The sequence below is a fragment of the Variimorphobacter sp. HTMS_6 genome, assembly GCF_059717775.1.
The window spans coordinates 2321192-2346287 of sequence record NZ_AP046094.1; the positions used below are offsets into that span (position 1 = coordinate 2321192).

Consider the following 25096-nt stretch of genomic DNA (forward strand, 5'->3'; position numbering starts at 1 on the left):
TAACAAAACAAATTTTTACGCTTGAAATGAACCGATTTCTACCAGATTTCCTTCCAGATCAGCAATATAACAAGTGCGTTGTCCCCAAGGCTCCGTTGTAGGTTCAAGTATTCCAAACCCATCTAGCTTCATAATGACCCCTCCAATACTTTCAAAGGTTTTTGTTATATCTATAAAACACCCTTAACTTCTTTCCAATCAACAAGAAGATTGTATCTCTTTGTATTAAAGCGCAACACGCAGTAACCAGGATCGTCCGGACCGCTGAAATGACCTTCAAGTCCCTGATACCACATTTCTTTTTTTATCTCTGGATCAGTCAATACCTCTATTGTTCCCACTAATGTAATGTTATGGTCTATTGCATCAAAGCAAACACTTGCTCGGTTGCACTGCTCAATCCGCTTAGTTTTGTCACTGCCAAGTCCGGTACAGAATGTAATCCAATTTAATCCTTCTGCCTTCGACACAGATATCGTTGAAGTAGTTGGATAGCCATCTTGATCAATCACTGCTAATACACAGTAACATTCATTCCCTCCCCCTGTCTTACTTGCCACAATTTCTGCTGCTTTAGCGATTATTTCTTCATTCATCTTGATTTCCTCCAATTTAATCAGATTTACTTTACGGTTCGATTATGAATTATTACAAATGAAAACTCACTTTTTTACTTTAGAACACCTTATTATTCTACTTAGCAATTTCTTATAAGAACTATTCCTTCAAGAATATTTTAATTTCAATTTTAATCCATTTGTTTTTTGTTTCCTTTGATACTATTCTGCCATAAAGTAACTTCCCTGCATCCAATAACCGAGAAAAAATAACGTTATCCTGCTTCGGTATATAACCAATCTTGATACCATTGGTATTTCTGATCATAATTGCCTGCTTATCATATTGATTATCCGGTTCACGGAAAAAATCCAATTTTTCACCTAATTGTAAATATGGTTCCAACTCTTCAATGCCCTCTATGTGGCTTGTCCCTGCAACATGAGTATCAAATAAGTAAATTTCCCGTTCAAATGGCTTTGGAATGTCAATATCCCCGCCCTTTCCATGTAGTAAGCTAACCAATTGTCCACCACTTGGATTTATCAATTCATTCATATATTCACCTCAACATTTCTTTGATTCTATCAGAGTATATCTTAATTTTCTCTTCATGCTGATTTAGAATGTGCCTTAGTTCAGCTTTATATTTTTCTCTTTTCACCGTATCTTCAACGATTTCTTTGACTGAATATGGATATTTCATTTTTATTTCAACTATACTATCCCGTATTCCCTGTAGCATTCGTGTTAGCCGTTCTTTCTCTTTCATCATTTGCACCAATGCAGATTCATCTTCCTCCGGATAAACAGGTTGAAGCAGCATCTCGTTTATTATTCGGAGCGTATACAAATCACAATTTTTATACGCATTAACAGCATTCATGAACATTCCCATCTCTGCTTCACTTAAATCAGGATGTAAATCCGGATGAAGGGCTTTCACAATCTTACGATATAACTTCTTAAGCTCACGTGTCTCCTCTTCATTCAAAAGTTCTAATTGGCTACGATGAATCATTTCATTCATTTTATTCATTTGAGATTCTAAAGCTTTCTGATACTCCGAAAACTCAAAATCTAATGTTTTTTCGATTTTAGAAAGAACGATTTTTTCCTGGCGATTTTTCTTCGCTTGAATCAGTTCGATTTTTCGCTTGAGGCGTAAAGCTGTACACTGTCTTTCGTAAACCTTATACTCCAAGCTACCAAAGGTTAGCAAATATGACATTTCGATATTTTTACATGTTATATAAAGTAGCTCATCACGTTCTAAAACAAGAATGGATAATTGAATACGCAGTGATTCAATTTCTTTTTTCATTTCTTCATATTCAGGAAATAAAATAATATTACTTGAATTACTCTCTTGCTTATCATCCATATTCTTTATCCTTTCTTGTAATGTATTACGAAACGAAAACCCTTATCATATGTAGTGTTATTCCTTAATAAAAACTCCTACCAAAACCATAATGAACCCTATCAATACAATAAAAAATTCACCCCCTCCATTAAAATATTGACTCAACCCTATTTCCAGATTAATATAAATTCCAGCTAACATTAAGGCTAAGCCTAATCCAATTACTTTTAAAGATTTGTTTTTCATTACTACACCCTCCTAGCTTTTACAGCTCAATTAAAATTGCTTAATAATAATGAGAAACTCTCTCTTCACTATCCTTCATTATTTATCAATGCATGGAATCACCATCTGCATCAACAGACCAGTTTCGTCGTTCATTGGATTTTCAGGTATACTTTCAACATACCCTTGTGCCACAAAATTTGCAGTTACCGCCAGACAGATTGCGTCTACTATGTCATCTATATTGCATTTCATACTTTTCGCCATAGATGATATTTTGATCAAGGATAATTCCGGTATATAGCCTGCCAATAGATTAATTCGTTCTTCCATACCATCTATTTCAGATTTCTTCGATAGCATGGTTCTTGCGTTCAGCCTAGCAAAGCAAACTTCGGGGTGACTTTCTTTTATAACATTTTTAAAAGCCGGATTCTTCTGAAGGAATATATCCACTTCTCTCATCTTAGGAATAATTCCAACCGTCAAAGGTGTGAACTTCTTTCCCAATATCCTCTCATTCTCCTCATATGCTTCACCAACCGTACCAGCATATACAGCTTGTCTACATGGAGCCGGGAATATCGTTGATGCTCTCTCTTTAATGATTCGTCTGGCGTAGGTATCCGGGCGAATATGATCTTTACCACTTGGTAGCCCAATCACCATATCTACGAAGAATTCATCAAAATCAGGGTATACATTTACAATATCATTGATATGATTAAACTTATTTATCACTAATTGACCATATTTAATAACTGCTGCAATCCATCCGCCCTTACATCCATCTACACCGATACTTATAACGTTTTCACTGATATTTATCACTGCAGAGGTCTTCCGGTCAGGTTGCTTTAATCCCATTCCATATATCTTTACCTGCTCGATCATATGTCCAATATTACCTTCACCCGCAAACCTACTGCTATCAAAGTAATCCTCATCCACGGACAGCCACTCAAGAGGATGTGCTTCCTCAGTTAATACGATGTCTTCACTGATATTGCCAACATATACTTCTACATAACAGTCTTGATTATAATATGTAAAATCCATCATATGGTTTAACTGAATCGAATTAGTATCAATCCCAGTTTCTTCTCTTAATTCACGGTATGCTGCCGAAAAACCATCCTCGTTTTTCTCTATTTTTCCACCCACCAGGTTGTATAGTCCCTTGTAGGGATTCTTTGTTCGTTTGCAGCAAAGTAATTTTTCACCATTCAGACTAAATACCATAATACAGTTGTATCCTTGCATATTGCCTCCTGTTCCGTCGATAAGTCATATATTTATTATTTCAAATAAAATTGAGCTTTATCTATTATCTTAATTCTAATGCTTTCAACTGGAGATGACTCATTTCTTAGGTAGATAAGATTATCTCCATCTATTTAAAATACATAAATGCGCTTAGTTTCTGTTATCATAGGTTAATATATCATCATTAAATAAATACGTTCCAGAAAATTCATTTCGGAACCTACTACTTGTCATATCGCCCAAATCAATTTTCCCAACAATCATATAGAACATATTGGCGGTTCACCAATATATTTCGAAAAAACATCTACATAACGAGAACCAAATGAAACACTTGTGATATCAGTGTAATGAATTTTGAGTGGTTCTTCTTGCCAGATGCCATTTGCATCAAATTGAAAGAAAAAAGCAAAACGCTTAAAAACTTTATCAATTCTTCCTATCGAAAACTCCCATTCTTCATCGTCAAGACTTTCTTTTTCAACTATTATGTTTTTATTTAACTTTTTTAATGAATTAAACACGGTTTCCCAACTTGTAATATCTATATCGGGGGATTGAATATTATCAATAATCCCTTCCTTTCTTAAGATTTCAATACATTTATCATTTTTGATTTGTAGATCTTTTAAGTCTACATACCTTCGAACTGAATATCCATCAAGTATAAAATCATCTTCCTCTATGCCTAAAAATAATTTATCATTGCTAATAAGCGGATAATAATACCAGTAATTTTTATCATATCTAAAAAACATTCTACACAGATTTCGTTGATCAATGCTAATATTAACTATTTCTTTCATCTTTGTCTTTGTCATTATTAAATCTCCTTTTGGGATCAACATAATTGTAAACTATTACAAATCAAATTGAGCTCGCCGTCTTTAAGTCTTCCAGCCTTTTTGCCCGTACATAAGCTTCTTGTAAAAATTCAATCGCCGTCAAATCCTTATAATCCCAGTTCATTGCCTCGATCGCAATTGCGCCGGAATATCCTATCTCTGCAATGTTCTTCATCGCTATGTTCCAATCGATTGGTCCGTCAAAGGGTAGCTGATGCTGACCATATTCTCCACCAATATCATGTAAATGCAATGCCATCAACCTGGAACCATATGTAGATAAGAAATTTTCCTTCGGATCGTAGTTGTAATGATGCCCGCAGTCATAACAGAATCCAATTCGCGAGGAATCCACTTGCGCCAATATATATGATAAATTAGTTCGGTTCCTCAAATTCTCCAAAGCAACATTTACTCCAAGATTTTCCGCTTTTTCTGCAATTCTTTTCATTCGATCCAACCCTAATGTATTATATGGATAATCCTCATTCGGAAGGTGTACCACCATGGTTGGAATTTCATATCCAGCACAATCAGAGATACATTGTATATAACATTCCAATAAACCCTCACCATCTAGATTGTCCTTCCATAGATCATTCTGATGCTGGACTGGTGTATGAATATTCTCAATAAAAAGCCCTGACTCTCTTGCTAACATAGGCCCATTGCGATAATCATTATACCCGAAGGCATCACGACCAAACCCGTTACTCCACCATAATAATACGCCATCAAATCCTGCTTCTTTAATTAACTGATAACGCTCCTCTATGGGCAATTCATAACCAAACCAATCATATATTGTAATCACTAGGTTCTTCCTTTCTAGCTTATATGGTAAAGACTGACTACATTATTTTTTATTAAGCTTTTCAACATTTATAATAAATGCATTTTTCCAAAGTACTGCATTCACGATCAAAGCAATCACAATATAAAAATATGTTCCATAATTAATCAACAACGATAGATAATGAAGCCCAGCGAGAATAGCTAGTCCGAACATCAACAACATATTTAAAACAACATTACCTTGTTTCGCATCCTCAAAGGACACTGAAAAAGGCAGATACTTATCATTTATCATGAAGAACACGATATTAAATAGCAGCATATTCAACAAGATGATAAGCATTTCTGGGAGGATTCGGACTCCAAAAATTGCTGTAAAGATGATTGCCTGTACTAGAAAGAAAGGAAAAAATAACCGTATCAATAAAGCCTTCATCGTACCTCGGAAAACCGGTGTTACATTACTGATTGGAAGGGTCTTATAGACCCATGCTCCTTTATATGAGGAGGAATATCGAATCATAAGTAATACGGATGGCAGCATCATTCCGCAGAAATAGATGAAGAAATATGATCGTCCCTTTGAGGCTTCCTTAATACCGGAATCCAATATCTCTTGAAAGAGAAAGATGAAAGGCAATGCGATGGAAAAACCTAAGGAAGGGTATACTTTTAGCTTAAACTCTCTTTCATTTTTCATCATATCGGAGGCAAAACGAAAGAAGACCCTTTCCTCCCTGTTTCTGCAAAATATAGTCGAAAGTAACTGGCCAGGTTTTTTTGTCTCTTTTTTATGTTTGGCGGAATAATTACTTAGCTTCAGAAGATATTTTTCAAAATATGATGAAACGGAACTGTATAAAATAAGCGCTATAATTGGAACGACGACTGCTAACGCCGTAAAAATAATATAGGTATTCGTTACTTCTGATGTTTTTAACATCTCGAAGGGTGCCGAGTACCAAACGGGAACAAGTAAATATTGCCACCATTTCGGAACGAAGGTTATATGAAGATCTACGATATTGAACAACCTTGAAACCAACTGATAGCCTATCATAATGACTAAAGACAGGACAATCTGAACATAGTTAATTATGTCTTTTAGCTTTTCACCGTCAAAGAACCTAAGAACCAGGAAATATATGAAGGAGGTCATTACAATACAGAACATATCCAGGAATATGATTGATACTATAAACATAAGGAAAAATATCGGTCCATGTTTTAATAAACTTACCATAAGCGCTGGCCCTGCTAAGACAAAGGATATTGAGAACATATAATATGAAACATGAAGTGTTTTCGCTAACCTTAATGTTTTGGGGTTCACCGGCTTTGTCCCCAAGATATTTCTATCCTTTATATCTAATAAAACTGTTGAAAAATCCGATATTAAGGAGGACATAATAAAAAACATCATAATCGCGAAAACAATACTCATCTGATAGATATAACTGCTGTTCATTAATACAAAGGGAATCATTATTATTCCCATAAAAAGATAAATGCCCAAGGACTTAAGAAAATTATTGTTGCTTTCCGTAGTCGTTTTCTTATTGTTATTAAATAAAGTTGATACTCTTCTGCCGTCCATAGTCAGCTTCACTTGTAAAATCTTTCTCAGAACAAAGTAGTTATAACCGAATTTTTCAAAAACCGTACGAAAAATATCCATAAACTTAAGAATTCTAAAATCTTTCATAGTATTATACCTCTTCCACGATTGCTACGAAATCTTTTGCAATTGCTTCATAGCCGTCGAACCCGGTAATCTGGTTAAAGATCTGCTCAAGTGAATTCTCATGTGAGAACTTTTTAAGTTGACTAAAGCTTCCATCTGCTACAACCTGTCCATTATTTAATAAAATAATACGATTACTGATCTTTTCAACCACATCCATGATGTGGGAGGAGTAGAATATGGTCTTACCCTGTCTGGATAGCTGTGACATGATTTCCTTTACCACCATGACGCTATTCGCATCCAAACCACTCAAAGGTTCATCAAAGAACAAAATCTCCGGATTATGTATCAAGCTTGATATAATCAAGACCTTTTGCTTCATTCCTTTCGAAAAAGAGTTAATCCTTGAATCATAGGCATCCAATATCCCAAATAAATCCATGAGGCGTCGCGCCTTGCTATCAGCCTTTTCAAACGTAAGGCCATACATCTCACCAATAAAAGTAAGATATTCTCTTGCCGTCAAATTATCGTATATATCTGCAACTTCAGGAACATATCCGATTTTTCTCTTGTACTCCGTTCTATCCTTTGAGATATCCTGCCCTAATACCTTAACCTCTCCATAATACCCCTCAACGATACCCAAGATAATCTTTATCGTTGTACTTTTACCGGCTCCGTTCGTACCAATATAGCCGATTATTTCCCCTTTATGAATATTAAGGTTAATCCCTTTAAGAACTTGGTTTGATCCATAGTACATACGAAGGTCATTGACCTCCACGGTTACATCATTCATCATAATAAATCTCCCTCTTATTGGAAATATTTATGGAAAGAATAACATATTCGCTAACAATATTCAACTTTTCCCAGGTGGTTTTAATCAAGAATTAATCATCTCTTTGACTTCTAAACTATAAACTATCTAATTTCTATTTTCTCACTCATAATAAAATTATATATTGTCTAAGAATAAGGCTTTATTTCATTAATATAATCGGAAGTTTATGAAATTCTTAATTTTCGAATAGTCATCTGTTGTAATTCCATAATAACAAATATCGTGATAACAATTATTTATCTTTGCGAAATGCTTAAGCACACCTTCCCGCAACAAACCGGACTTTTCAAGCACTCTGCAAGATGCAGTATTTTGTTCATCCGCTAACGCTTCGACTCTTTCAAACTTCATATCATTAAAAGCATACTTAATTAAGACTTTTGTTATTTCTGTAGCATAGCCTTTGTTCCAAAAGCAAGGCAACAAATTATAACCAATTACACAACGATTTGAATCATGATTAACCGAGATAATACCAGCCTCACCAATATAGTTGTGATTTCTTTTTTCAAATAAAGCACAAAAACCGAATTGATTCGTTTCTCGCATCGTTATTAGTTTTTCAAGTTCCTCTTTTGCTTGAATCAATTCGGTTAGAGGAATATATGTAGAATATGTCCAAACATCTTTGCAAGCTTTTAAACTAAAGTAATTTTCCAAATCATCTATCTCATAATTTCGAAGATGCAAGCGTTCTGTTTTGATATTCATTAATATCTCCTTTCGTTCCAATCTGAATAGAGAATCAATTAAATTTTTGACATTTTTAAGCTAATAATATATATTTCAGAACTTGTTAAAACTTTTTATATTCTTTCTAAATCACATGGTATTGTTTTAACGGGATACCACTGAAATGACCCACCAAAATAACGGTGAAAAGATTCAATTGCAAGATTTCTATTTTTATAAAGACTATCACAAATATAGCTCTTTCCCTGAAGTTCAATCATCCATAGAAAGCCTTCATCATCGGAAAGTTTAATTAAATATACAGCTTTGGGGTCAATAAAAACTCTTGAATATTTAGTGCTGTCAGATGAGATCACATAAAAAGGCCCGGATTCATTTTTATTACAATAGTTTATTTGTTCTTTAGTCAAAATACTCTTTAAAATATTTGTAATATAAATAGACCGGAACTTATCGAGAAGCATATAGAATATATCAAAACTAGCCTCTTCATTTTTATTATTTTTATTCAAAATCATGTTCTTCCAGCCAGAAGTAGACTCAGAAAAATCGTAGAAATGTGCTACATAGTCGTTAAAAAAACGAAATGGAATAGGTAAAAATTCATCATAGCCATCATCAATGCCAAGTATATGGGATGTATACGCTGCACCTGATAAGAAAGCATCTAATACTGTTATGCTCTTGATACCCATATATAATCCAGGTCTTTCACGTACTCCATCCATAATATCATAAAAAAACACGATGCCCCCTCCTTTATATCTTTCAATAATTCCTCGCGCTCAAAAAAGATCGCAAACCATTACATATCTGTTTGATATTTATATCTAACAATACCAAATGTTTCTGTTATATATATAGAAAACAACCGAATGATTTGATTTTATAACTATTCTTCCTTCTCTGATTTTACATAATAACTTTTTCTTATCAAATCTAGACTTTTATCGTTTTTAGCTTCTTGTGATGGATCACCGGCTATCCCTGCTTTTAAATAGAGGGATACATAATCTCCACTTTCTGCAAAGCTTTGCGCCTTTGATGAATAACTCGAACTTGTATTTTTATCTATTGTTAATTTGAATAGTTTATCGTTATATAAAACTTTTCCATTCTCGTCAACAAAAATTATCTTTGAATTCTCATGAATTCTTCCGCTTTCAACATTTCCATGTATAACAATTCCAACTTCGTTTTCAACCTCTCCTATGTCAAATCCAAAATCTTTGGTCATATATGCATTTTTGATTTTCAGTCTAAACGGCTCTTTTGATAAGTCCATTTTGTCTTTTATCTGAGTATCTTCTGCAAATGAGCAAGCTGCTGCAATTGTAACCACAACAATTAACATCGCTGTTATCTCAAGTATCTTTTTCATAAATTGAAATCTCCCATCATTTTCGTAAGTTCAACAAAGTTATTAACTACATTGCCGTTATATTGAACATCTCTGCTATTAAATAAAACTGTATTCATTCCAACCTTCCCTGCAGCTTCCAGATTCCTTTCTCTGTCATCTACATAGATGCAATCTTCTGCCTTACAACCTAATTGCTCAATTGTATGCTGAAATATACGCTCATCCGGTTTTTGAATCTTCAGATCACCGCTGATACTTATCACATCAAAATATTTATTGATATCAAATTTTTCTCTAAGATATTTACTCCATCTACTCGAATCATTGGATATGATAGCCAAGCCATATTGTTTTCTCATCTCAGTAATAAAATCCAGAAACCCATCGTTTAGTTCTATAGTATCCAAATAATCCTTTTCGATTGTCTCAACATCACCTTGAAATCCGATTGCTTCCCATACCTCAAGCGAGGTTAATTCTCCTACATCAGCCTTAAACCAAGGTGTATATATTTCTTCTGGAGTTAATTCAGGAAATGAACTCTGAACATAAGGAACAAAATCCTCTCCTGTCTGTTTAATTATTACTCCATACATATCTAATATAATTGCTTTCAAAATTCACATCCTTTTCTGCAAATTTAATAGCCAATGCAAACTGTTTTTAATTTAATCACCTCGTAAAATAATTTGAAGCTCACCCCTGACATTGGAATTTGGCAAGCTTCATACTTAACTCAAAGTAGTTGGTTATGAATATTTGTGTAATAATTCTTTTGGAATATGGCAGTAGTCATTAGGGCAGCGATCTAATCGATCTTGATGTTCCTCTGCACTCTTAACGTAATTCATAAGTGGAAGGATTTCCACTACGATTTTATTCCTATCTGCTCTTTTTGCTATATAATTCTTGGCATCTTCCAAATGTCGAGGTACTTTACTATATACGCCTGTACGGTATTTTTCCCCTACATCATTGCCTTGTTTATTCAAACTGTAAGGATCTATAATCTCAAAAAAATAATTCATCAGTTGAGAAATTGTTACAATTTCAGGATCAAATTCTGTTTTCACGCATTCGGCATAACCATCATACTCGCCTTTGAGAGTATTGGAATATCCATTTGCTCGTCCTGCTTCCGTATTAATTACACCTTTTAATGTTTTAATAAATGCTTGTACTCCCCATAAACACCCACCTGCAAAATATATCGTCTCAACCATATCATTCACCTATTTTCTTTTATCAAATATCATAATTATCTCTTTGCTTATCTACTTACAATGTTACTGTCATAAACATAATGGAAAAATGGAATTCTCGGAAGTTATCGCTTTTACCTTTACTTTAGAAATCTCAATTTACATCTATTCTATATACTCTGGAATCCTCTCCATGCATATCTTTCATCATTTGATAGAATGTGTATCCGTATTTTTCATATAGTCCAATCTCACCAGTCGATATAAAAAGCTGTGTGGCTCCATCACTTTTGGAAGTAGCATAAGCAAAATCTAAAAGGATTCCCGCATATCTATATCCCCTATATTGAGGGAAAGTATATACAAATCCAATCCAAGGACTAAGCTCGGTGCCTCTGACATCGTCCACCTCCGCTAGCGTACAGAATGACACTAACTGCCGATTATCAGTCAGCATAAAAACTTTCGTTGCCTCACCACAAAACTCTTTCAACTCATTTTTACTCAATAAGTCATACAGATATTGTCCTGCTCCCCAGTCGCTCTTTTTAATTTGATCTAACCAATAATCTTTATCTTCTAAGCTAAAAAATTCTTTAACTATCATTATACTCCCTTCTGTAACCTATGACCGTTCCATTCATCCCTATTCTTCTCACTTGATTACTTGCCATCAATATTACAAAAATACGGACCACAATCCCCTTCATGTGTATGAACATATGTCCAAGATATACTTTTATCAACTATATAAATATCTTCCTCACTACTAAAGTCTTCTGCCTTAATATCCTTCAAATAATTTAGTTTTAACAATATATCATCATGCTGGTAGAATGCATAACATTCGTCTTTTTTTATATTATTAAATGCTTCCATAGCCTCATTTTTTTCAAGGTGATCAACCTTATGGTAACTAAAAATATGCCACAAGTATTGGTCTATATATATTTTATTCTTCTCAGATTTATTAAGATTCCCTGCAAACTTTTCTTGCCACTGTTCACGAAAATGCATTTCTGTATTATTAATAACTTCAACAGATACATTCTTTAATTCTAATTTATCTTTTAAATCCAATATTCAACCTCCATCAAAAATGCTCATTTCGCCTTAATCACCAACTACGAATCTCTATTACTTAAACCATCCATTTGCCTAATAAATATAATGAGAAGTTGAATTCTTTTGTAAAATTATTCAAATTAATTTATTCTTCTTATATTTCATTAGATATAATACGTATCTTCAAAATATGAAACTGAGTCAATTATCTTTTTAAAATAGTCATTAACTAATGCCCTCATTGCTATGCATTCAGTTTCATAATGACCTAGACCAATTATATTAATACCCAGTCTTTGTAAATCTCCGAAAAAATTATTGTTCCTTTTTATGCTGTCTTTCCCTCTAAATTCGGATATTCCTGTTATGTACGTATCAACTCCATTATTTTTTGCCAGTTTTATAATTTCAATAATATTACCTCCATCAGGTGAGCAACATATCATATTAGGTTTTATTTCTGAATATTGATAAAATGATACATTTTTTGATAACTTATTTATTTTATCAAAAAAATTGATTAATTCAGATTTATTCATCTTCCCTCCTATTGATGTTTTAGTTCACAACAATAAACAACAGCGAAACTCTGTTCTTATACTTAATCAAACTATCCAATAACATAAAGAGAAGTTCAATTATTTATTCAAATTATAATCTTCATAATTCCTCCTATATAATAAGAATTATTAACTAATTAGGATTAATGCGAAGTATATCTGCCTTTATAAGGATTTATAGAGTTTAATATCACATAAAATATCTTCGTGCTGTTTACAAAACAATTCTGGCATATTATCCAAGGAAAAATATTTTAGTTCTAGAGTTTCTTCTCTATTACAAAATATTTGACCACCTATCACATTAAGTTCATATGTTATGCATATACTTTGAGCCTGATCACCGTTTGGATATTCTATACTATAATCAGTATATATTCCAATAAGATTATTCACTTCAACATCTAAACCAGTTTCTTCTTTTACTTCTCTAATTGCAGCCATTTGAGGCGTTTCTCCAAGTTCAATTGCCCCACCAGGGAAACCCCACTTATTACTATCACCTCGCTTTTGCAGTAATACTTTTCCATTTTCATTAAAGATACAACCACTTGCAAAAATAAGAATAATCTTTTCGTGTCCTACTTTACTTCGAATCCATTTTATATAATTTTGATTAGTTTCCATATTACAATTTCCTATTCTAAATTTAAAAATATATTGGTTTTGGAAAAAATTGCAAATCAAATATCTATCCATTATAAATTATGTGAAATTACAACGAGACAACAAAAAAATTTACTATTCCTTATAAGCATCAATAATGATGGATATCATTCCTAATTTACCATCTTGGTTTCTTGTATCAAATCTAAGTGACCTGCTAATTAAACCTTGTTCAGGACTCCAGTAATTAAAATGAAATCTTCCGTTTTCATCGCAATATTCAAGCAAGTCTACAGAAAATCCGGCTCTTTCAAAAACGTCTATTAACGTCTTATAATCATAAAAAACCTTATGTGTAAATTCTGGATGATCCTCCCCCCTGGTCCTCCAGGTTTACACATATTATAATACCATTGATTTTTGAAATATATATCCGGAACAGCTAAACGAATATATCCACCTGGTTTTAAAAATTTATAAATATTCTTTGCGGCTTCTACTCCTTCTTCGAAGCTCAAATGTTCAAATACATGTTCAGCTAAAAAAGCGTCTACTGATTCTACATGTTTAAATAATTTGTAAAAATCATTTGGTTGTAACAAATTCAGCTCATTTTCTTGTGTTGAAGTCCAACTATCTAAAGAAGTATTTCCTGCTCCAATAATTATTCTTGTCATTATAATAACCGACTCCTTGAAATTTTTCATGTATACAATGTTTCACATATCATAATGCTCCATAACCATTCCTCCGATAAGAATGGTCTGTTATGATATTATACATTAATCATAAACCCACCCTTATCTATTTAATATTTTGTTAATAGTCTTCATCCATTTGGTATTTATAATAAAATTATTGAACTGCCGTTTTCTATGGGTTAACTTATGTCTTTTAAAATAGCTTTATTGTTATGTTAGAATTAATCTAACTATTAATTAATTTTGCATGACGCTTCTTTACGGAACCCAATTTAATTTAATTATCTATTTATATAGCACCTCAATTTCAAATTGCTAGAGAGTTTATCATATACGTTGTCATAAATATCCGTGTCACCATAGTATGAGAAATCATTATTTATATTCTTTTTGTGTAGCCATTCCGCAATGGTTTTTAAATCTTTAACGATATCCATCTCACTATTAATATATTCGTTTGTTAATTTTTCTTTAGTAGTTAATTTTAAGCGAAACGACTTAAGCTCTGAAATATAGGAATTAATTAAAAGCCTTGTTTGGAAACCACCATCCGAATCAACTTTCTTGTCTCCTCTATTCTGCTCAGTTAGCATTGCACCTTCATAATAAATTTCAGCCTCTCCAACCCCTTCTATTATATTATTAAGCATTTCTAAATCCTTGATATTTCGCAGATCTGGAGGAGTTGCGAGAAGAGCATTGCCGAACAGAATTTGATGATTATACATTTTTGTCTCCGAAGAGTTCATTAATTTTCTTTCAAATTCTTTGACTTTTATTTGTTGATATATATTGATTCCTATGGAAACCAATAAGAGAATACAAACAACTTTGATTAAATATGACTTCTCAATATTTTTAAAAATCTTTAACAATAAAGGTACCTCCAGAATGTAATATTTTTAATATTTAATAAATAATCGTTTTTTCTCAATTGATATAGCGAACCTTTAACCGCTCACCACATTATACCATATTATCCCACTAATCTACAACCTAAACCCCCGCCAAAGACTACCTTGAATACTACGTCTAAAAAGAAAAAGTAAATTCCTATTCATCATTTCGAATTCAATCACTTATACATATTTTTATAAACACTTGTCCTGACACTTCTAAATTACATCGCTTCCTTAGTAACCATCACGTTTTAATATTGCTTCAATCTTTCGCGCATCCAACATTGTTTCCGCTTGTACCGTTTCTGCTACGTTGTATTCCAAATCAAAGTTTGCTGGATCGCCGTAATAAGCAAATGGTCTAAAACTATCCTGAGGTGTCAAGGTTTTCGCTACATCGGTACGAACTTTCTCTGGGAAAAAGGTGACCATTTGAGCGGTTTCTATCGCACCGGCATGGTAATCAGGCTCAAATCGTTCTTCTCTTGATGGAGGGTATACGATATCATGCTCTACCTCAATCCCCAATTCCCACATGAAATATACTTTAAAATCCGTAGCCAGATTTGCCTCAGTTATCGCATCTTTAATCATCTGTATATGTACCGGGTCACCATGGGCATTCTGAATAAATACTCTCCGAAAGCCCCAGCTTTTTAACGAGGCTAATATATCGATTAATAACGCTTTCATCGTCTCTGGGCGAACCGAAAATGTGCCTGCGAATTCAGCTACATCATTGCTAATTCCCCAATACATCGGAGGAGTTATGATGGATGAAATCCCTCTCACTGCTAATTCTTGCTTTAAGAATCGGCAAAGTATTGTACTGAGGTAAAAATCCGCGGACAAATCCATATGTGGTCCATGCCCTTCTACAATACCAATCGGCAACAAAACAACTGCTCCTTGATCTGCTTCTTCTTGCACTTCCTGCCAAGTCATCTCAACCATTGTTTCCTTAAAAACCGAAAAATCCTTCTGAACTCCATAAGGTATCTTCTGTTCCAATCAATATCCCCTCCTTTAATATAGTTGTGAATCGTTTCAAAATATTGTTATCTCTATCACCTAAAGTATTCCACCAAGTGATAATAAGAAAGCGCTACACTTAAGTATATTATACTTTAGCTAGCGCTTTCCCTCAACTCATTTAACAATTTTTAACAGACAATCCTCATTATGATATTGTGATTGTTCTATTTATAGATAACGTCTATAAAATCGACCTCTTAATCCAATATAATAAAACAATATAATCCCCCAGTACAACACTGTCACTACCACTGAATTATATAATACCGTCAAAACAGTAATATCCCACTCCAGCGTGTTCCCAATATTAATCGAGATGCCAAACCCAATCGCTATCACGCTACCAAGTAAGATCGGTGCAATCATAATCAGCTTTAATTTTGTATATAAATACCTCTTAATCTGTTTTGAGGTTATGCCTACCGTTGACAGCGTAAATATCTTTTTCTTATCCTCCTCTTGATCCGATAATACCTTAAAATACACCAGTACACAGATCGCTACCACAAAGAATAGACTAATAAAAGACATGACAAATAGTGCAAATCCACCCACTTGTCTGTTATGTTCATATTGCCGGTATTTGGATACCAACTCAAAACCATAGTACTTTTGATTAATTTCCTGTACAACCTTCGGCTGATGTTCATTCCAGAATTGATAAGAGGCTCCAACTGCCTGCTCTAACATCTCTATCGCCTTGCCGCCTTCCCTCCAGTCCTCATATCGAACCATATGAATTTTACCTTTGTTCAACTTCTCTGTTTCATTCGAGAGTTTGGAGTAATCTTCACCATTCACAAGAATTAATACCGGCTGCCCGAATGCATATCGATAAAATATCTTATCCCGAATCGTGTCGGCTTTCTTATAGGAGTAAATATATTGATTATCCTTAAGTTGTACTGTGTTCTTGAATAGATCCTGTCCACCCGGTTGACCGCTATAATCTACCACAACTGAGCTACTCGGTACTATGGAATAATCACGGTCAAATATTTGATTGAATTCATCAACGGACACTACGGGTACCCAGCGATTTGGTCTGTGACTTTCAGGTTCTATATTCTCCGCTTCCAGATATACAACATCGAGGGTGGCCTTTTGCAATATCTTTGCTTCGGTATTTGAGAGAATCTTATCATAATCAATTCCCTTTAAATAATCCAGACCCTCCGATTCCTTAAGCATCACATCGTAACTTTGCTCCTTTTCTACCATTAGATAACTTTGACTATATAATGTGTATGACATGGAGGTGAACATTACACCGCCAAAACTTAAGATACATAACAAGAATATTATCGTACGATTCTGTTTATATCTGTGGGAGAATTCAGCCAGGTTTAACAGATTTTTATTGTAACTCTTTCCGCTTCGATTCACAAAAGAATACAACAGAAGGCTAAAGTTATGAACCAGAAGATAAATTCCGATTAAGCAAAGTACAAATGCTAAAAGACTTGTTTTCTTCATATTGGTGACATGCCCCGGATCATTATTATAATAATAAAGCACCATGAGGGTGAAAACTATCAATATTATTCCGAGTACACCAAACAGCAAGCTTCCGGTAGCTTTCAACTCTCTTTGTCTGTTCTCCTTTACCAAAGAAACCACACTTAGCTTTCGTGTCTTAATTAAAGTCATAAGAACAATCATGCAAAATGCAGGAACAAAACAGACTGCAGTTAATAGAAAGCTGCTCAAGGTGAGTGTAAATTTGATATTTTCTATTCCTAGTATTCTAGTAGTCATCAAGAAGAATAGCTTTGAAAAGATACCTCCCGTAATAAATGCGCTGAACAACGATATTAGATAGATAATCGTGTTTTCAAAGAATACCATCTTCCTGACATCTTTATAAAGCAGACCATACGATAATAATATTCCAAACTCACGGAATCTGGTTTTTGAAAATTGATTATGAGAATAACCAAGCAGTAAAAAAGCAAATACAATAGTTAGAATCCACCCAATCATAATAATTTGCTTTACACCAGGAGTGGTCTGCTGATCAAAATCAGGAGTAAACCAAATCGAAGTGAACAGAAAAAACACTGTCATTGAGAAAAATACGCATAAGTAATATACCAGATATCTTCGAACATTAGCGAGAAAGTTTTTAAAGACCATTTGTCTAAACGTCATAATCATTTTCCTCCAATGCAGCCAAATTATCCATTATCTGTTGGAAATATGATTTTTCGTTTTCTTTATACAGTTGTGTTTTAATCCGCCCATCTTTGATAAAGGATACTTTATCAGAATAGCTTGCGGCTAACGGATCATGTGTTACCATTAGTATCGTGATACCATTCTCCTTATTTGCTCGCTTTAGGCATTCCAATACATTCCTGGAAGCCTTAGAATCCAGACTTCCAGTAGGTTCGTCGGCGAATAATATTGAGGTTTTGTTGATTAAAGCTCTACAAATGGCCGCACGCTGCTGCTGTCCACCTGATATACTGTAGGGATACTTGTCCTTCACCGAGTCAATTCCAAATTGCTGCAATAACTGATCTGCTTGCTTATTCATATCCACTACATTTTTATTATCGAGTATCATAGGGAGCATGATATTTTCTTTTATCGTAAGGCTATCTAATAAATTATATTCCTGAAAGACGTAACCAATATTGGAGCGTCGAAAGATGGATAGCTGATCTTTTTCCAACTCTGTAATATTCATACCACGTATGAATACTTCTCCTGAGGTTGCACTATCAAACCCGCTTAATATGTTCAACAGTGTACTCTTACCACTGCCGGATGGCCCCATGACAGCTGCAAACTCTCCTTCGTCCAATCTAAAATCAATATAATTTAATGCCACAGTCTCTGCATAATCCTTGCCTCCGCCGTATACCTTGCTAATATTGTCAGCATTTAATAACACCATGTAATTGTCCTCCTATCATAATCTGAACACATAATTTGCAGCTATGTTACAATACCTTCAAACTAATACACCAAATAGTAAGCTGTTTTCATTAACAAGGTGTTGCTATATCGCTACAATGATATTCAAATTATAGAGCAATCAAAAGAGAATGACAAAAATCCCATCTTAAGATAAAATTACATTTTTGTAAGATAAGTGATGGAAACCTTTGTCCCCTTACCTACATGTGAGGTAATTTCAATCTTATGATTTAATTCCTTCGCTATTCTTTGACAAATGTATAGACCGATTCCCGACGCTGATTTTACCTGTCTTCCGTTCTCTCCGGTAAAGAATGGCTCAAAAACTCTTTTTAAATCCGATGAAGAAATACCAATTCCGTTATCCTCAATTTCTAATAGAACGCTATCTTTTCTCTTTTTAATTCGAAAGGTAATAGCTCCCTCTCCATCATGAGGACTGTATTTCATTGCATTCGATAGGATCTGCTCTATGATTATTCCGTTCCATTTTCTATCCGTTAAGATATAGACTTCTTGCTCGTCAGATATTATCTTAGGATATACGTTATTGAGTATAAAGCTATCTTTTCTGATATTTATTTTATCTCGTAGCAAGGAGGTTAATTCTACATCTTCTATCCGATAATCATTAGGGAAATAATCCAGTCGGAGGTAGCTTAAGATTTGATCCAGATTTTCATTGATTACTTTATTTTCATGGTCAATTTTCTTATAGATCTCTATACTGCTTTCTCCATTGTTCCTATGATCTTGAAGCATCAGATCAATAATTGATGATGGTGTTTTAATATTATGTACAATTTGAGAGATGATTTTGTACTTTTCGTCATTGTGTCGTCGTAGCTCATGCTCCTTCTGTGTATTCCTTCTCATAATCTCTGTCATAACCTTCACTGCATCGCGCTGTTGATGAGTTAGGCCAGAAACTTGTGCAGCATCAGTAGGTGCGCCCGCTTTTATAGCTTTTAGCACAGAAGCAAACCGGAAATAATTAATAATCTTGATGAGAAGAAAGATGAAAAAAGCAAAACTAGACAAAAGAAGGGCATATAGAATGTCTGTTTTTCTACCAGACTCAAGATAGGATGCAAATAAAAGTAAGAACACCCCCAGATAAAAAAAGAAGGCGTATAGAAAGATATCCTTAAGAAATTCTTTAAGAAGTTTCAGCTTCATGATAAGCCTCCATCCAATAAGTAATAAGCATATATCCGTACCCTCTTTTTGTACTGATTGCATCCAAAATCCCAATTTGGGTTAATTTACTTTTGATACGGGATATATTAACGTTTAGCGTATTATTATCAATAAACTCAACATCATCCCATAATTCTCTTAATAATGTCTCTCGTTCCACAAAACAATTAATATGTTCCGTGAGACATTTTAATATTTTAAACTCATTTTTTGTAAGCTCACAATACTGTCCTTTAAAGCCCATGCGAATATTTGCAAGGTCCAGTGTGAAGTCCCCAAATACCTCTACATTTTTTTCTCCAATGTATTCTCCATACGTTCGTCTTAAGCAAGCTGCGATTTTTGCTCTTAATACTTCCATGCTAAAAGGCTTCGTCACGTAGTCATCCGCTCCGAACTCTATCCCCATCACTTGCTCTACCTCACTATTTCTGGCTGAAAGGATGATAATCGGAACATTACTCTGTTTTCGAACCCTTTTACAAATCTCAAATCCATCCATATAGGGGAGATTAATATCGAGAATTATAATATCCGGTTTTTCTAAAAGCAACGCATTAACGATATTCTTAAAATCAATTAGTTCCGATACGATATAATCGTATCTTCGCAACATATCGGATATTAATTCTCTCAGCCCTGTATCATCTTCAACAAGTGCAATCTTATTCATCTCGTTTCTCCCAACACATCAATCCATACTTCGTAAAGAACATCACTCGCATAGTAACAAATCTTAACGAAGTAACGGCATACTCCCCATCAGCTTATTTACTTTCTTCTTGTCTCCACAAACTGCAATACCCATATAACATAACTCTTTCTCCGGCGTGGCTGACATTCTGGTCACAAAATCCGGATAGGAGTTGCAGCTTTGTGCCACATTTGTAAAGTCTACAACAATCAATTCCATAAACTCTTCTTCATATAATCTGGTACGGATTGATTTAATCAATTCTTTTGTTCCTTTTAATATCGGAATCGGCGTTGCCACGATACCCAAATGAACATTACCATCCTGATCTGTAAAATCTTCTCCGACGATATCCGGGTTCTTTTTTCCGAGTGTAGTTCCAAGTATTGCTGCTGTATTTGCAATCAAACCAATCGGTAGTTCTTCATCAATCACCACAACACATTTGTTTTTTTGAATATCCATTCTTTCGCCCTCTTTCTAATATTTTAAATAAATGCAATATCACAAATTCAGGCTTTATTTTATAATAAATAGATCATAAATACTTGTAAGATATCTTCAAATTAAATAATAGCAAAATACGATAAAAATCATCTTTGTTAAACATTTTGACGTATGTCATATTACTATTTCATTTACTTTATATAATAAATAAATGCTAATCAAGTTTTAATAATTCATCTATCTGACTCTCTAGTTTCTTCACATCTCCCACATTCTCCACTACCTTCTCAAACTTCGCACGGAAGGCCTCCTCTTTACTCTGATTAGAGAATATGGAGTCAATCTTCTCATCGGAGTAGCTTCGACTAGTTTTTAATCTGGTTCTGCGCTCCTGTTCCGGCGCATGTACATACCACACTTCATCACAGATGTAGTCATATCCAGCCTCTATCATTAGTGCCGTCTCGACTATAAGATAAGGATGTGTTCCCTGCTCACGCATGTTTTGTATCTCTGCTATCACTGTTTTTAACACCTTTGGATGTGTGATTTCATTGATCTTAAGGCGCTTTTCGCTATCATCAAATATTACGGCTGCAAGCTTTGCTCGGTCTATGGTCATATCCTCTGCAAGAATCTCAGTTCCAATATACTCCACAACCTCTATATAGCTGTCTCCACCCGGTTCCATCTGTTTCTTTGCGATTGCATCCGTATTCAGTAAATATGCTCCGTATTTTTTCTCTAGGATCTCTGCAACCAGTGATTTACCGCTGCCGATTCCACCTGTTAATCCGATTACTTTCATAATGTGTCACCTTTATATTATTTGTATCTATTTTCGTAATTGTTTTGCATTGTACTTATTGCAATCTTACCATATTGGGTAATTACCTACTTCGCCTCGAACCAGTTCTTGCCTTCCTTTACTTCTGCTTCCAATACCACTGATAGCTCTGCTGCTCCCTGCATCTCTTCCACGATGATCTTTGATACTTGATCCACTTCATCCTTATGTGTTTCTACTAATAGCTCATCGTGTACCTGTAGGATGAGTCTTGATTTATAATTTTCTTCCTTCAGTCTCTGATTTACTCGGATCATCGCAATCTTAATAATATCTGCTGCAGTACCCTGAATCGGGGAGTTCATAGCAACACGCTCACCAAAGGAACGCTGCATAAAATTACTGGAGCTAAGCTCAGGTATCGGTCTTCTACGACCAAACAACGTCGTTACAAAGCCCTGCTCCTTCGCATCTGCAACCAATTGATCCAGATAAGCCTTAACCTTTGGATAGGTTTCAAAATACTTTTCAATATATCGCTCAGCTTCCTTACGGGTAATATTCAAATCCTGACCAAGTCCAAAAGAGCTGATGCCGTATACGATACCAAAGTTTACTGCTTTTGCGCTGCTTCTTTGTGCGGAGGTTACCTCTTCAAAGGGGATATGGAACACCTCGGAAGCGGTAATACGATGGATATCCTCTGCTTCTTTATATGCATTAATTAATCTTTCATCTTCCGACATATGAGCTAACACACGAAGCTCGATCTGAGAATAATCCGCATCTAGGAATACATATCCCTCTTCCGGTATGAATACCTTACGTATCTGTCTTCCAAGCTCCATACGAATCGGGATATTCTGAAGATTCGGATCCGTACTACTAATACGACCGGTCGCCGCAATCGTCTGATGGAATTTTCCATGGATTCGTCCATCCTCACCAATATAGCCGGCAAGTCCATCTGCATATGTGGATTTTAGCTTCGTCAGCTGACGGTATTCTAGTATCATCTTTACTACCGGATGCTCCGCCTGTAGCTTCTCTAAGATATCCGCAGAGGTGGAATAACCTGTCTTCGTCTTTTTCCCGAAAGGAAGTCCCATTTTCTCAAACAGAATCACACCAAGCTGCTTCGGGGAGTTGATGTTAAACACCTCTCCTACCTGCTCATAGATCCCCTTCTCGAGACGTTCAATACCCACCGCGAGATTATCACCATATTCTTTCAATGCTTCTTTATTCACATGAATACCACGTACCTCCATATCATAGAGGGAATAAATTAACGGCATCTCTATTTTATCGAATAATTCTGACATACCGGAGGCATCCATTCTCCCGCGAAGCTCCTGCGCTGCACGATGTGCAATATAAGCACTGTAGCAAGCAAACTGAAGAAATACATCCTTTTTCTCCTCGATTGCCTCCGCCAGGGAGGTTTTACCAAGCAGATCTTCTCTGGAGGGAACTGTCATGCCAAGGTAATCCCTCGCGATATCATCATAGTGATAAGTATCCGTTAGCGGATTTAACAAATAAGCGGCAATTGCGCTATCGAATATATCATTCTTCTCACTAACCTTTAGGTAAGGGAGCTGTTCCTTTAATCCAATCACACTGATTCGATGTCCTGCATGAGCCAACTCTGCTGCCTTATCACATAGATACTCGGGCGTCATAAAGCCACCACATTTGATAAAATATACCTTATCCTCCGCTTTACAGACTGATATACCAAGCAGATTTCCCTTCTCTATCACGATCTTCAAACCAATTGCTGCTTCACTTTTCTGACTAAGCAGACCAAATATCTGATCTACCTCACCCAAATCTTCCACAAAGCAGAAGGTTTCCTCAATTCCAGTGGTATGACTCACCTCTTCGTCCTGCTTTAACTGAAAACGTGAAATCAGATTTTTGAATTCCAATCGTTTAAACAAAAGATAAACCTGTTCATTATAAATATTGCTTAAATCCGCGTTCTCTATATTAAACTCAATCTCACAATCCGTGCATATAGTTGCCAGCTTCTTTGATAAAAAAGCAAGCTCCTTATTCTCTCTCAGATTCGTAGTTGCCCGATTTGCCGGCAACTCATCAATATGCTCATAGATATTCTCTATAGACTGATATGCCTCAATTAATTTTCCTGCTGTCTTTTCGCCGATTCCCGGTACCCCTGGAATATTATCGGAAGTATCGCCCATCAGACCCTTAAGATCGATGAACTGCTTCGGGGTAACATGGTACTTTTCATAAACATCGGCTGCTAAGTAGTCCTCAATCTCCGTGCCGGTTCTCTTTGTCTTAGGAATACGAATTTTAATCTTCTCACTTGCAAGCTGCAACAAATCCCTGTCACCGGATACAAGTGATACGTCATTCCCCGCCTTCTCAGATTGAACCGCCAAAGTACCAAGAACATCGTCTGCTTCAAAGCCCGGCTTCTCAATCACAGTGATGTTCATCGCTTTTAGCACTTCCTTCATCACCGGAACCTGCGCTCTCAGTTCATCCGGCATACCTTTTCTTGTCCCCTTATAAGCGTCAAACATCTCATGGCGGAAGGTCGGATGACTGGTATCGAATGCAACCGTCAAATAATCCGGTTTCTCCTCCTCAAGTATCTTAAACATAATATTAATAAACCCAAGCACCGCATTCGTATGCTCCCCCTGTGCGGTGGTCAAATCCGGTAACCCATAAAATGCCCTATTCAATATACTATGTCCGTCAATTAATACAATCTTTTTACTCATGCTGTGTTTCGTCAGATAAAATGCTTGTCCAACGAGACCTCCTTCCTATCCTTATCTAAAATCTATATTTACTTTCAGTACTTAATCTTTATTTTTCTGTGTTCCTCTTCGCTAGATAATATCTGATTGTAAGATATATTTCGCATGGATATATCTTACAACATTACCACTAACCTTATACTTATCAGCATAACGGAAAGTAGATAAAAAATCTAGTATTATCTAAAAATATAGTAATAGCCTCCAAGTTACTCCTCCATATTTTAGGAACATTTTCCACAAATTATTTTCTTCTCAAAATACATTTTCATACTTGAAATATAAAATATATTGTGTTAGAATGAACTTCGTTACCAATGCGGATGTGGCGGAATGGCAGACGCAGCAGACTCAAAATCTGCCACTCGCGAGGGTGTGAGGGTTCGAGTCCCTCTATCCGCAGTAATCTAAAATTGCATATATTTTGCAGTGTTTAATGTTCTAGCAGGACACATCATACTTTTACTGGATTTTTCAGTAGTCTGATGTGTCCTGTTTTTGTCGCTCGCCATGTATTTTTTCATCA

The 25096-nt window shown here is 35.1% G+C and carries 28 protein-coding genes and 1 tRNA gene; 1 reads left to right on the forward strand and 28 read right to left on the reverse strand.

Annotated elements, in window-relative coordinates; all coding sequences use genetic code 11:
* Positions 1-170: 170 nt before the first annotated feature.
* The 28 genes from AC6IWN_RS10500 to polA form a co-directional block, all read right to left on the reverse strand.
* The gene (locus tag AC6IWN_RS10500) at positions 171-596 is read right to left on the reverse strand and encodes a pyridoxamine 5'-phosphate oxidase family protein (protein WP_497987365.1); all 426 of its coding nucleotides are present in this window, start codon (positions 594-596) and stop codon (positions 171-173) included.
* Positions 597-717: 121 nt separating this feature from the next.
* Positions 718-1116, reverse strand: coding sequence for an HIRAN domain-containing protein (locus AC6IWN_RS10505; protein WP_497987366.1), 399 nt, complete (start codon positions 1114-1116; stop codon positions 718-720).
* Between the two features lie 4 nt (positions 1117-1120).
* Positions 1121-1942: a J domain-containing protein gene (locus AC6IWN_RS10510; RefSeq protein WP_497987367.1), complete on the reverse strand. Its 822-nt coding sequence runs from the start codon at positions 1940-1942 to the stop codon at positions 1121-1123.
* Positions 1943-1999: 57 nt separating this feature from the next.
* A complete protein-coding gene (locus AC6IWN_RS10515) occupies positions 2000-2170 on the reverse strand; it encodes a hypothetical protein (protein ID WP_497987368.1) in 171 nt (56 codons plus the stop codon).
* 78 nt (positions 2171-2248) lie between these two features.
* Positions 2249-3412, reverse strand: coding sequence for a DUF429 domain-containing protein (locus AC6IWN_RS10520; RefSeq protein WP_497987369.1), 1164 nt, complete (start codon positions 3410-3412; stop codon positions 2249-2251).
* A gap of 263 nt (positions 3413-3675) precedes the next feature.
* Positions 3676-4236 carry a hypothetical protein gene (locus AC6IWN_RS10525; protein WP_497987370.1) on the reverse strand — a complete coding sequence of 187 codons (561 nt, stop codon included), beginning with the start codon at positions 4234-4236 and terminating at the stop codon, positions 3676-3678.
* A 46-nt stretch (positions 4237-4282) separates the two neighbouring features.
* Positions 4283-5074, reverse strand: a complete 792-nt coding sequence (locus tag AC6IWN_RS10530; protein WP_497987371.1) for a sugar phosphate isomerase/epimerase family protein — start codon at positions 5072-5074, stop codon at positions 4283-4285.
* A gap of 42 nt (positions 5075-5116) precedes the next feature.
* Positions 5117-6760: a hypothetical protein gene (locus tag AC6IWN_RS10535; RefSeq protein ID WP_497987372.1), complete on the reverse strand. Its 1644-nt coding sequence runs from the start codon at positions 6758-6760 to the stop codon at positions 5117-5119.
* 4 nt (positions 6761-6764) lie between these two features.
* Positions 6765-7547, reverse strand: a complete 783-nt coding sequence (locus tag AC6IWN_RS10540; RefSeq protein ID WP_497987373.1) for an ABC transporter ATP-binding protein — start codon at positions 7545-7547, stop codon at positions 6765-6767.
* Positions 7548-7736: 189 nt separating this feature from the next.
* On the reverse strand, positions 7737-8300 hold the full coding sequence (locus tag AC6IWN_RS10545) for a GNAT family N-acetyltransferase (RefSeq protein WP_497987374.1): 564 nt from the start codon (positions 8298-8300) through the stop codon (positions 7737-7739).
* 95 nt (positions 8301-8395) lie between these two features.
* Positions 8396-9028, reverse strand: coding sequence for a hypothetical protein (locus AC6IWN_RS10550; protein WP_497987375.1), 633 nt, complete (start codon positions 9026-9028; stop codon positions 8396-8398).
* A 146-nt stretch (positions 9029-9174) separates the two neighbouring features.
* Entirely contained in the window at positions 9175-9663 is a 489-nt protein-coding gene (locus AC6IWN_RS10555) for a hypothetical protein (RefSeq protein ID WP_497987376.1), read from the reverse strand.
* A complete protein-coding gene (locus AC6IWN_RS10560) occupies positions 9660-10262 on the reverse strand; it encodes an HAD family hydrolase (RefSeq protein ID WP_497987377.1) in 603 nt (200 codons plus the stop codon). The genes AC6IWN_RS10555 and AC6IWN_RS10560 overlap by 4 nt, the downstream gene beginning before the upstream one ends.
* Before the next feature lie 132 nt (positions 10263-10394).
* The gene (locus AC6IWN_RS10565; protein WP_497987378.1) at positions 10395-10868 is read right to left on the reverse strand and encodes a peptide-methionine (S)-S-oxide reductase; all 474 of its coding nucleotides are present in this window, start codon (positions 10866-10868) and stop codon (positions 10395-10397) included.
* Between the two features lie 133 nt (positions 10869-11001).
* Complete coding sequence (locus AC6IWN_RS10570; protein ID WP_497987379.1) at positions 11002-11454, reverse strand: GNAT family N-acetyltransferase; 453 nt, start codon at positions 11452-11454, stop codon at positions 11002-11004.
* 56 nt (positions 11455-11510) lie between these two features.
* Complete coding sequence (locus AC6IWN_RS10575) at positions 11511-11927, reverse strand: DUF4275 family protein (protein ID WP_497987380.1); 417 nt, start codon at positions 11925-11927, stop codon at positions 11511-11513.
* 149 nt (positions 11928-12076) lie between these two features.
* On the reverse strand, positions 12077-12451 hold the full coding sequence (locus AC6IWN_RS10580; protein WP_497987381.1) for a Nif3-like dinuclear metal center hexameric protein: 375 nt from the start codon (positions 12449-12451) through the stop codon (positions 12077-12079).
* Between the two features lie 186 nt (positions 12452-12637).
* Positions 12638-13099, reverse strand: a complete 462-nt coding sequence (locus AC6IWN_RS10585) for an NUDIX hydrolase (RefSeq protein WP_497987382.1) — start codon at positions 13097-13099, stop codon at positions 12638-12640.
* Positions 13100-13401: 302 nt separating this feature from the next.
* The gene (locus AC6IWN_RS10590; protein ID WP_497987383.1) at positions 13402-13755 is read right to left on the reverse strand and encodes a class I SAM-dependent methyltransferase; all 354 of its coding nucleotides are present in this window, start codon (positions 13753-13755) and stop codon (positions 13402-13404) included.
* A gap of 305 nt (positions 13756-14060) precedes the next feature.
* Positions 14061-14654, reverse strand: coding sequence for a hypothetical protein (locus AC6IWN_RS10595; RefSeq protein WP_497987384.1), 594 nt, complete (start codon positions 14652-14654; stop codon positions 14061-14063).
* 258 nt (positions 14655-14912) lie between these two features.
* Positions 14913-15689, reverse strand: coding sequence for a creatininase family protein (locus AC6IWN_RS10600; protein ID WP_497987385.1), 777 nt, complete (start codon positions 15687-15689; stop codon positions 14913-14915).
* Between the two features lie 192 nt (positions 15690-15881).
* Positions 15882-17864, reverse strand: a complete 1983-nt coding sequence (locus tag AC6IWN_RS10605) for an FtsX-like permease family protein (RefSeq protein ID WP_497987386.1) — start codon at positions 17862-17864, stop codon at positions 15882-15884.
* Positions 17854-18615 (reverse strand): ABC transporter ATP-binding protein, encoded by a 762-nt coding sequence (locus AC6IWN_RS10610; RefSeq protein ID WP_497987387.1) that lies wholly within the window; start codon positions 18613-18615, stop codon positions 17854-17856. The genes AC6IWN_RS10605 and AC6IWN_RS10610 overlap by 11 nt, the downstream gene beginning before the upstream one ends.
* Positions 18616-18794: 179 nt before the next feature.
* Positions 18795-19817 carry a sensor histidine kinase gene (locus AC6IWN_RS10615; RefSeq protein WP_497987388.1) on the reverse strand — a complete coding sequence of 341 codons (1023 nt, stop codon included), beginning with the start codon at positions 19815-19817 and terminating at the stop codon, positions 18795-18797.
* The gene (locus AC6IWN_RS10620) at positions 19798-20511 is read right to left on the reverse strand and encodes a response regulator transcription factor (RefSeq protein WP_497987389.1); all 714 of its coding nucleotides are present in this window, start codon (positions 20509-20511) and stop codon (positions 19798-19800) included. The genes AC6IWN_RS10615 and AC6IWN_RS10620 overlap by 20 nt, the downstream gene beginning before the upstream one ends.
* Positions 20512-20574: 63 nt before the next feature.
* The gene (locus AC6IWN_RS10625) at positions 20575-20997 is read right to left on the reverse strand and encodes a DUF2000 domain-containing protein (protein WP_497987390.1); all 423 of its coding nucleotides are present in this window, start codon (positions 20995-20997) and stop codon (positions 20575-20577) included.
* A gap of 196 nt (positions 20998-21193) precedes the next feature.
* On the reverse strand, positions 21194-21787 hold the full coding sequence (gene coaE, locus AC6IWN_RS10630) for a dephospho-CoA kinase (protein WP_497987391.1): 594 nt from the start codon (positions 21785-21787) through the stop codon (positions 21194-21196).
* Between the two features lie 86 nt (positions 21788-21873).
* Positions 21874-24531 (reverse strand): DNA polymerase I, encoded by a 2658-nt coding sequence (polA, locus tag AC6IWN_RS10635; RefSeq protein ID WP_497987392.1) that lies wholly within the window; start codon positions 24529-24531, stop codon positions 21874-21876.
* Positions 24532-24889: 358 nt separating this feature from the next.
* Here polA and AC6IWN_RS10640 point away from each other — a divergent pair.
* Positions 24890-24972 (forward strand) — tRNA-Leu (locus AC6IWN_RS10640).
* The last annotated feature ends 124 nt before the right edge of the window (positions 24973-25096 follow it).

Excerpts from the sequence above, each read along its gene's own strand:
- AC6IWN_RS10500 (WP_497987365.1), bottom strand. The coding sequence starts at position 596 with ATGAATGAAGAAATAATCGCTAAAGCAGCAGAAATTGTGGCAAGTAAG.
- AC6IWN_RS10505 (WP_497987366.1), bottom strand. The coding sequence starts at position 1,116 with ATGAATGAATTGATAAATCCAAGTGGTGGACAATTGGTTAGCTTACTA.
- AC6IWN_RS10510 (WP_497987367.1), bottom strand. The coding sequence starts at position 1,942 with ATGGATGATAAGCAAGAGAGTAATTCAAGTAATATTATTTTATTTCCT.
- AC6IWN_RS10515 (WP_497987368.1), bottom strand. The coding sequence starts at position 2,170 with ATGAAAAACAAATCTTTAAAAGTAATTGGATTAGGCTTAGCCTTAATG.
- AC6IWN_RS10520 (WP_497987369.1), bottom strand. The coding sequence starts at position 3,412 with ATGCAAGGATACAACTGTATTATGGTATTTAGTCTGAATGGTGAAAAA.
- AC6IWN_RS10525 (WP_497987370.1), bottom strand. The coding sequence starts at position 4,236 with ATGACAAAGACAAAGATGAAAGAAATAGTTAATATTAGCATTGATCAA.
- AC6IWN_RS10535 (WP_497987372.1), bottom strand. The coding sequence starts at position 6,760 with ATGAAAGATTTTAGAATTCTTAAGTTTATGGATATTTTTCGTACGGTT.
- AC6IWN_RS10540 (WP_497987373.1), bottom strand. The coding sequence starts at position 7,547 with ATGATGAATGATGTAACCGTGGAGGTCAATGACCTTCGTATGTACTAT.
- AC6IWN_RS10545 (WP_497987374.1), bottom strand. The coding sequence starts at position 8,300 with ATGAATATCAAAACAGAACGCTTGCATCTTCGAAATTATGAGATAGAT.
- AC6IWN_RS10555 (WP_497987376.1), bottom strand. The coding sequence starts at position 9,663 with ATGAAAAAGATACTTGAGATAACAGCGATGTTAATTGTTGTGGTTACA.
- AC6IWN_RS10565 (WP_497987378.1), bottom strand. The coding sequence starts at position 10,868 with ATGGTTGAGACGATATATTTTGCAGGTGGGTGTTTATGGGGAGTACAA.
- AC6IWN_RS10570 (WP_497987379.1), bottom strand. The coding sequence starts at position 11,454 with ATGATAGTTAAAGAATTTTTTAGCTTAGAAGATAAAGATTATTGGTTA.
- AC6IWN_RS10580 (WP_497987381.1), bottom strand. The coding sequence starts at position 12,451 with ATGAATAAATCTGAATTAATCAATTTTTTTGATAAAATAAATAAGTTA.
- AC6IWN_RS10585 (WP_497987382.1), bottom strand. The coding sequence starts at position 13,099 with ATGGAAACTAATCAAAATTATATAAAATGGATTCGAAGTAAAGTAGGA.
- AC6IWN_RS10590 (WP_497987383.1), bottom strand. The coding sequence starts at position 13,755 with ATGACAAGAATAATTATTGGAGCAGGAAATACTTCTTTAGATAGTTGG.
- AC6IWN_RS10605 (WP_497987386.1), bottom strand. The coding sequence starts at position 17,864 with ATGACGTTTAGACAAATGGTCTTTAAAAACTTTCTCGCTAATGTTCGA.
- AC6IWN_RS10610 (WP_497987387.1), bottom strand. The coding sequence starts at position 18,615 with ATGGTGTTATTAAATGCTGACAATATTAGCAAGGTATACGGCGGAGGC.
- AC6IWN_RS10615 (WP_497987388.1), bottom strand. The coding sequence starts at position 19,817 with ATGAAGCTGAAACTTCTTAAAGAATTTCTTAAGGATATCTTTCTATAC.
- AC6IWN_RS10620 (WP_497987389.1), bottom strand. The coding sequence starts at position 20,511 with ATGAATAAGATTGCACTTGTTGAAGATGATACAGGGCTGAGAGAATTA.
- AC6IWN_RS10625 (WP_497987390.1), bottom strand. The coding sequence starts at position 20,997 with ATGGATATTCAAAAAAACAAATGTGTTGTGGTGATTGATGAAGAACTA.
- coaE (WP_497987391.1), bottom strand. The coding sequence starts at position 21,787 with ATGAAAGTAATCGGATTAACAGGTGGAATCGGCAGCGGTAAATCACTG.
- polA (WP_497987392.1), bottom strand. The coding sequence starts at position 24,531 with ATGAGTAAAAAGATTGTATTAATTGACGGACATAGTATATTGAATAGG.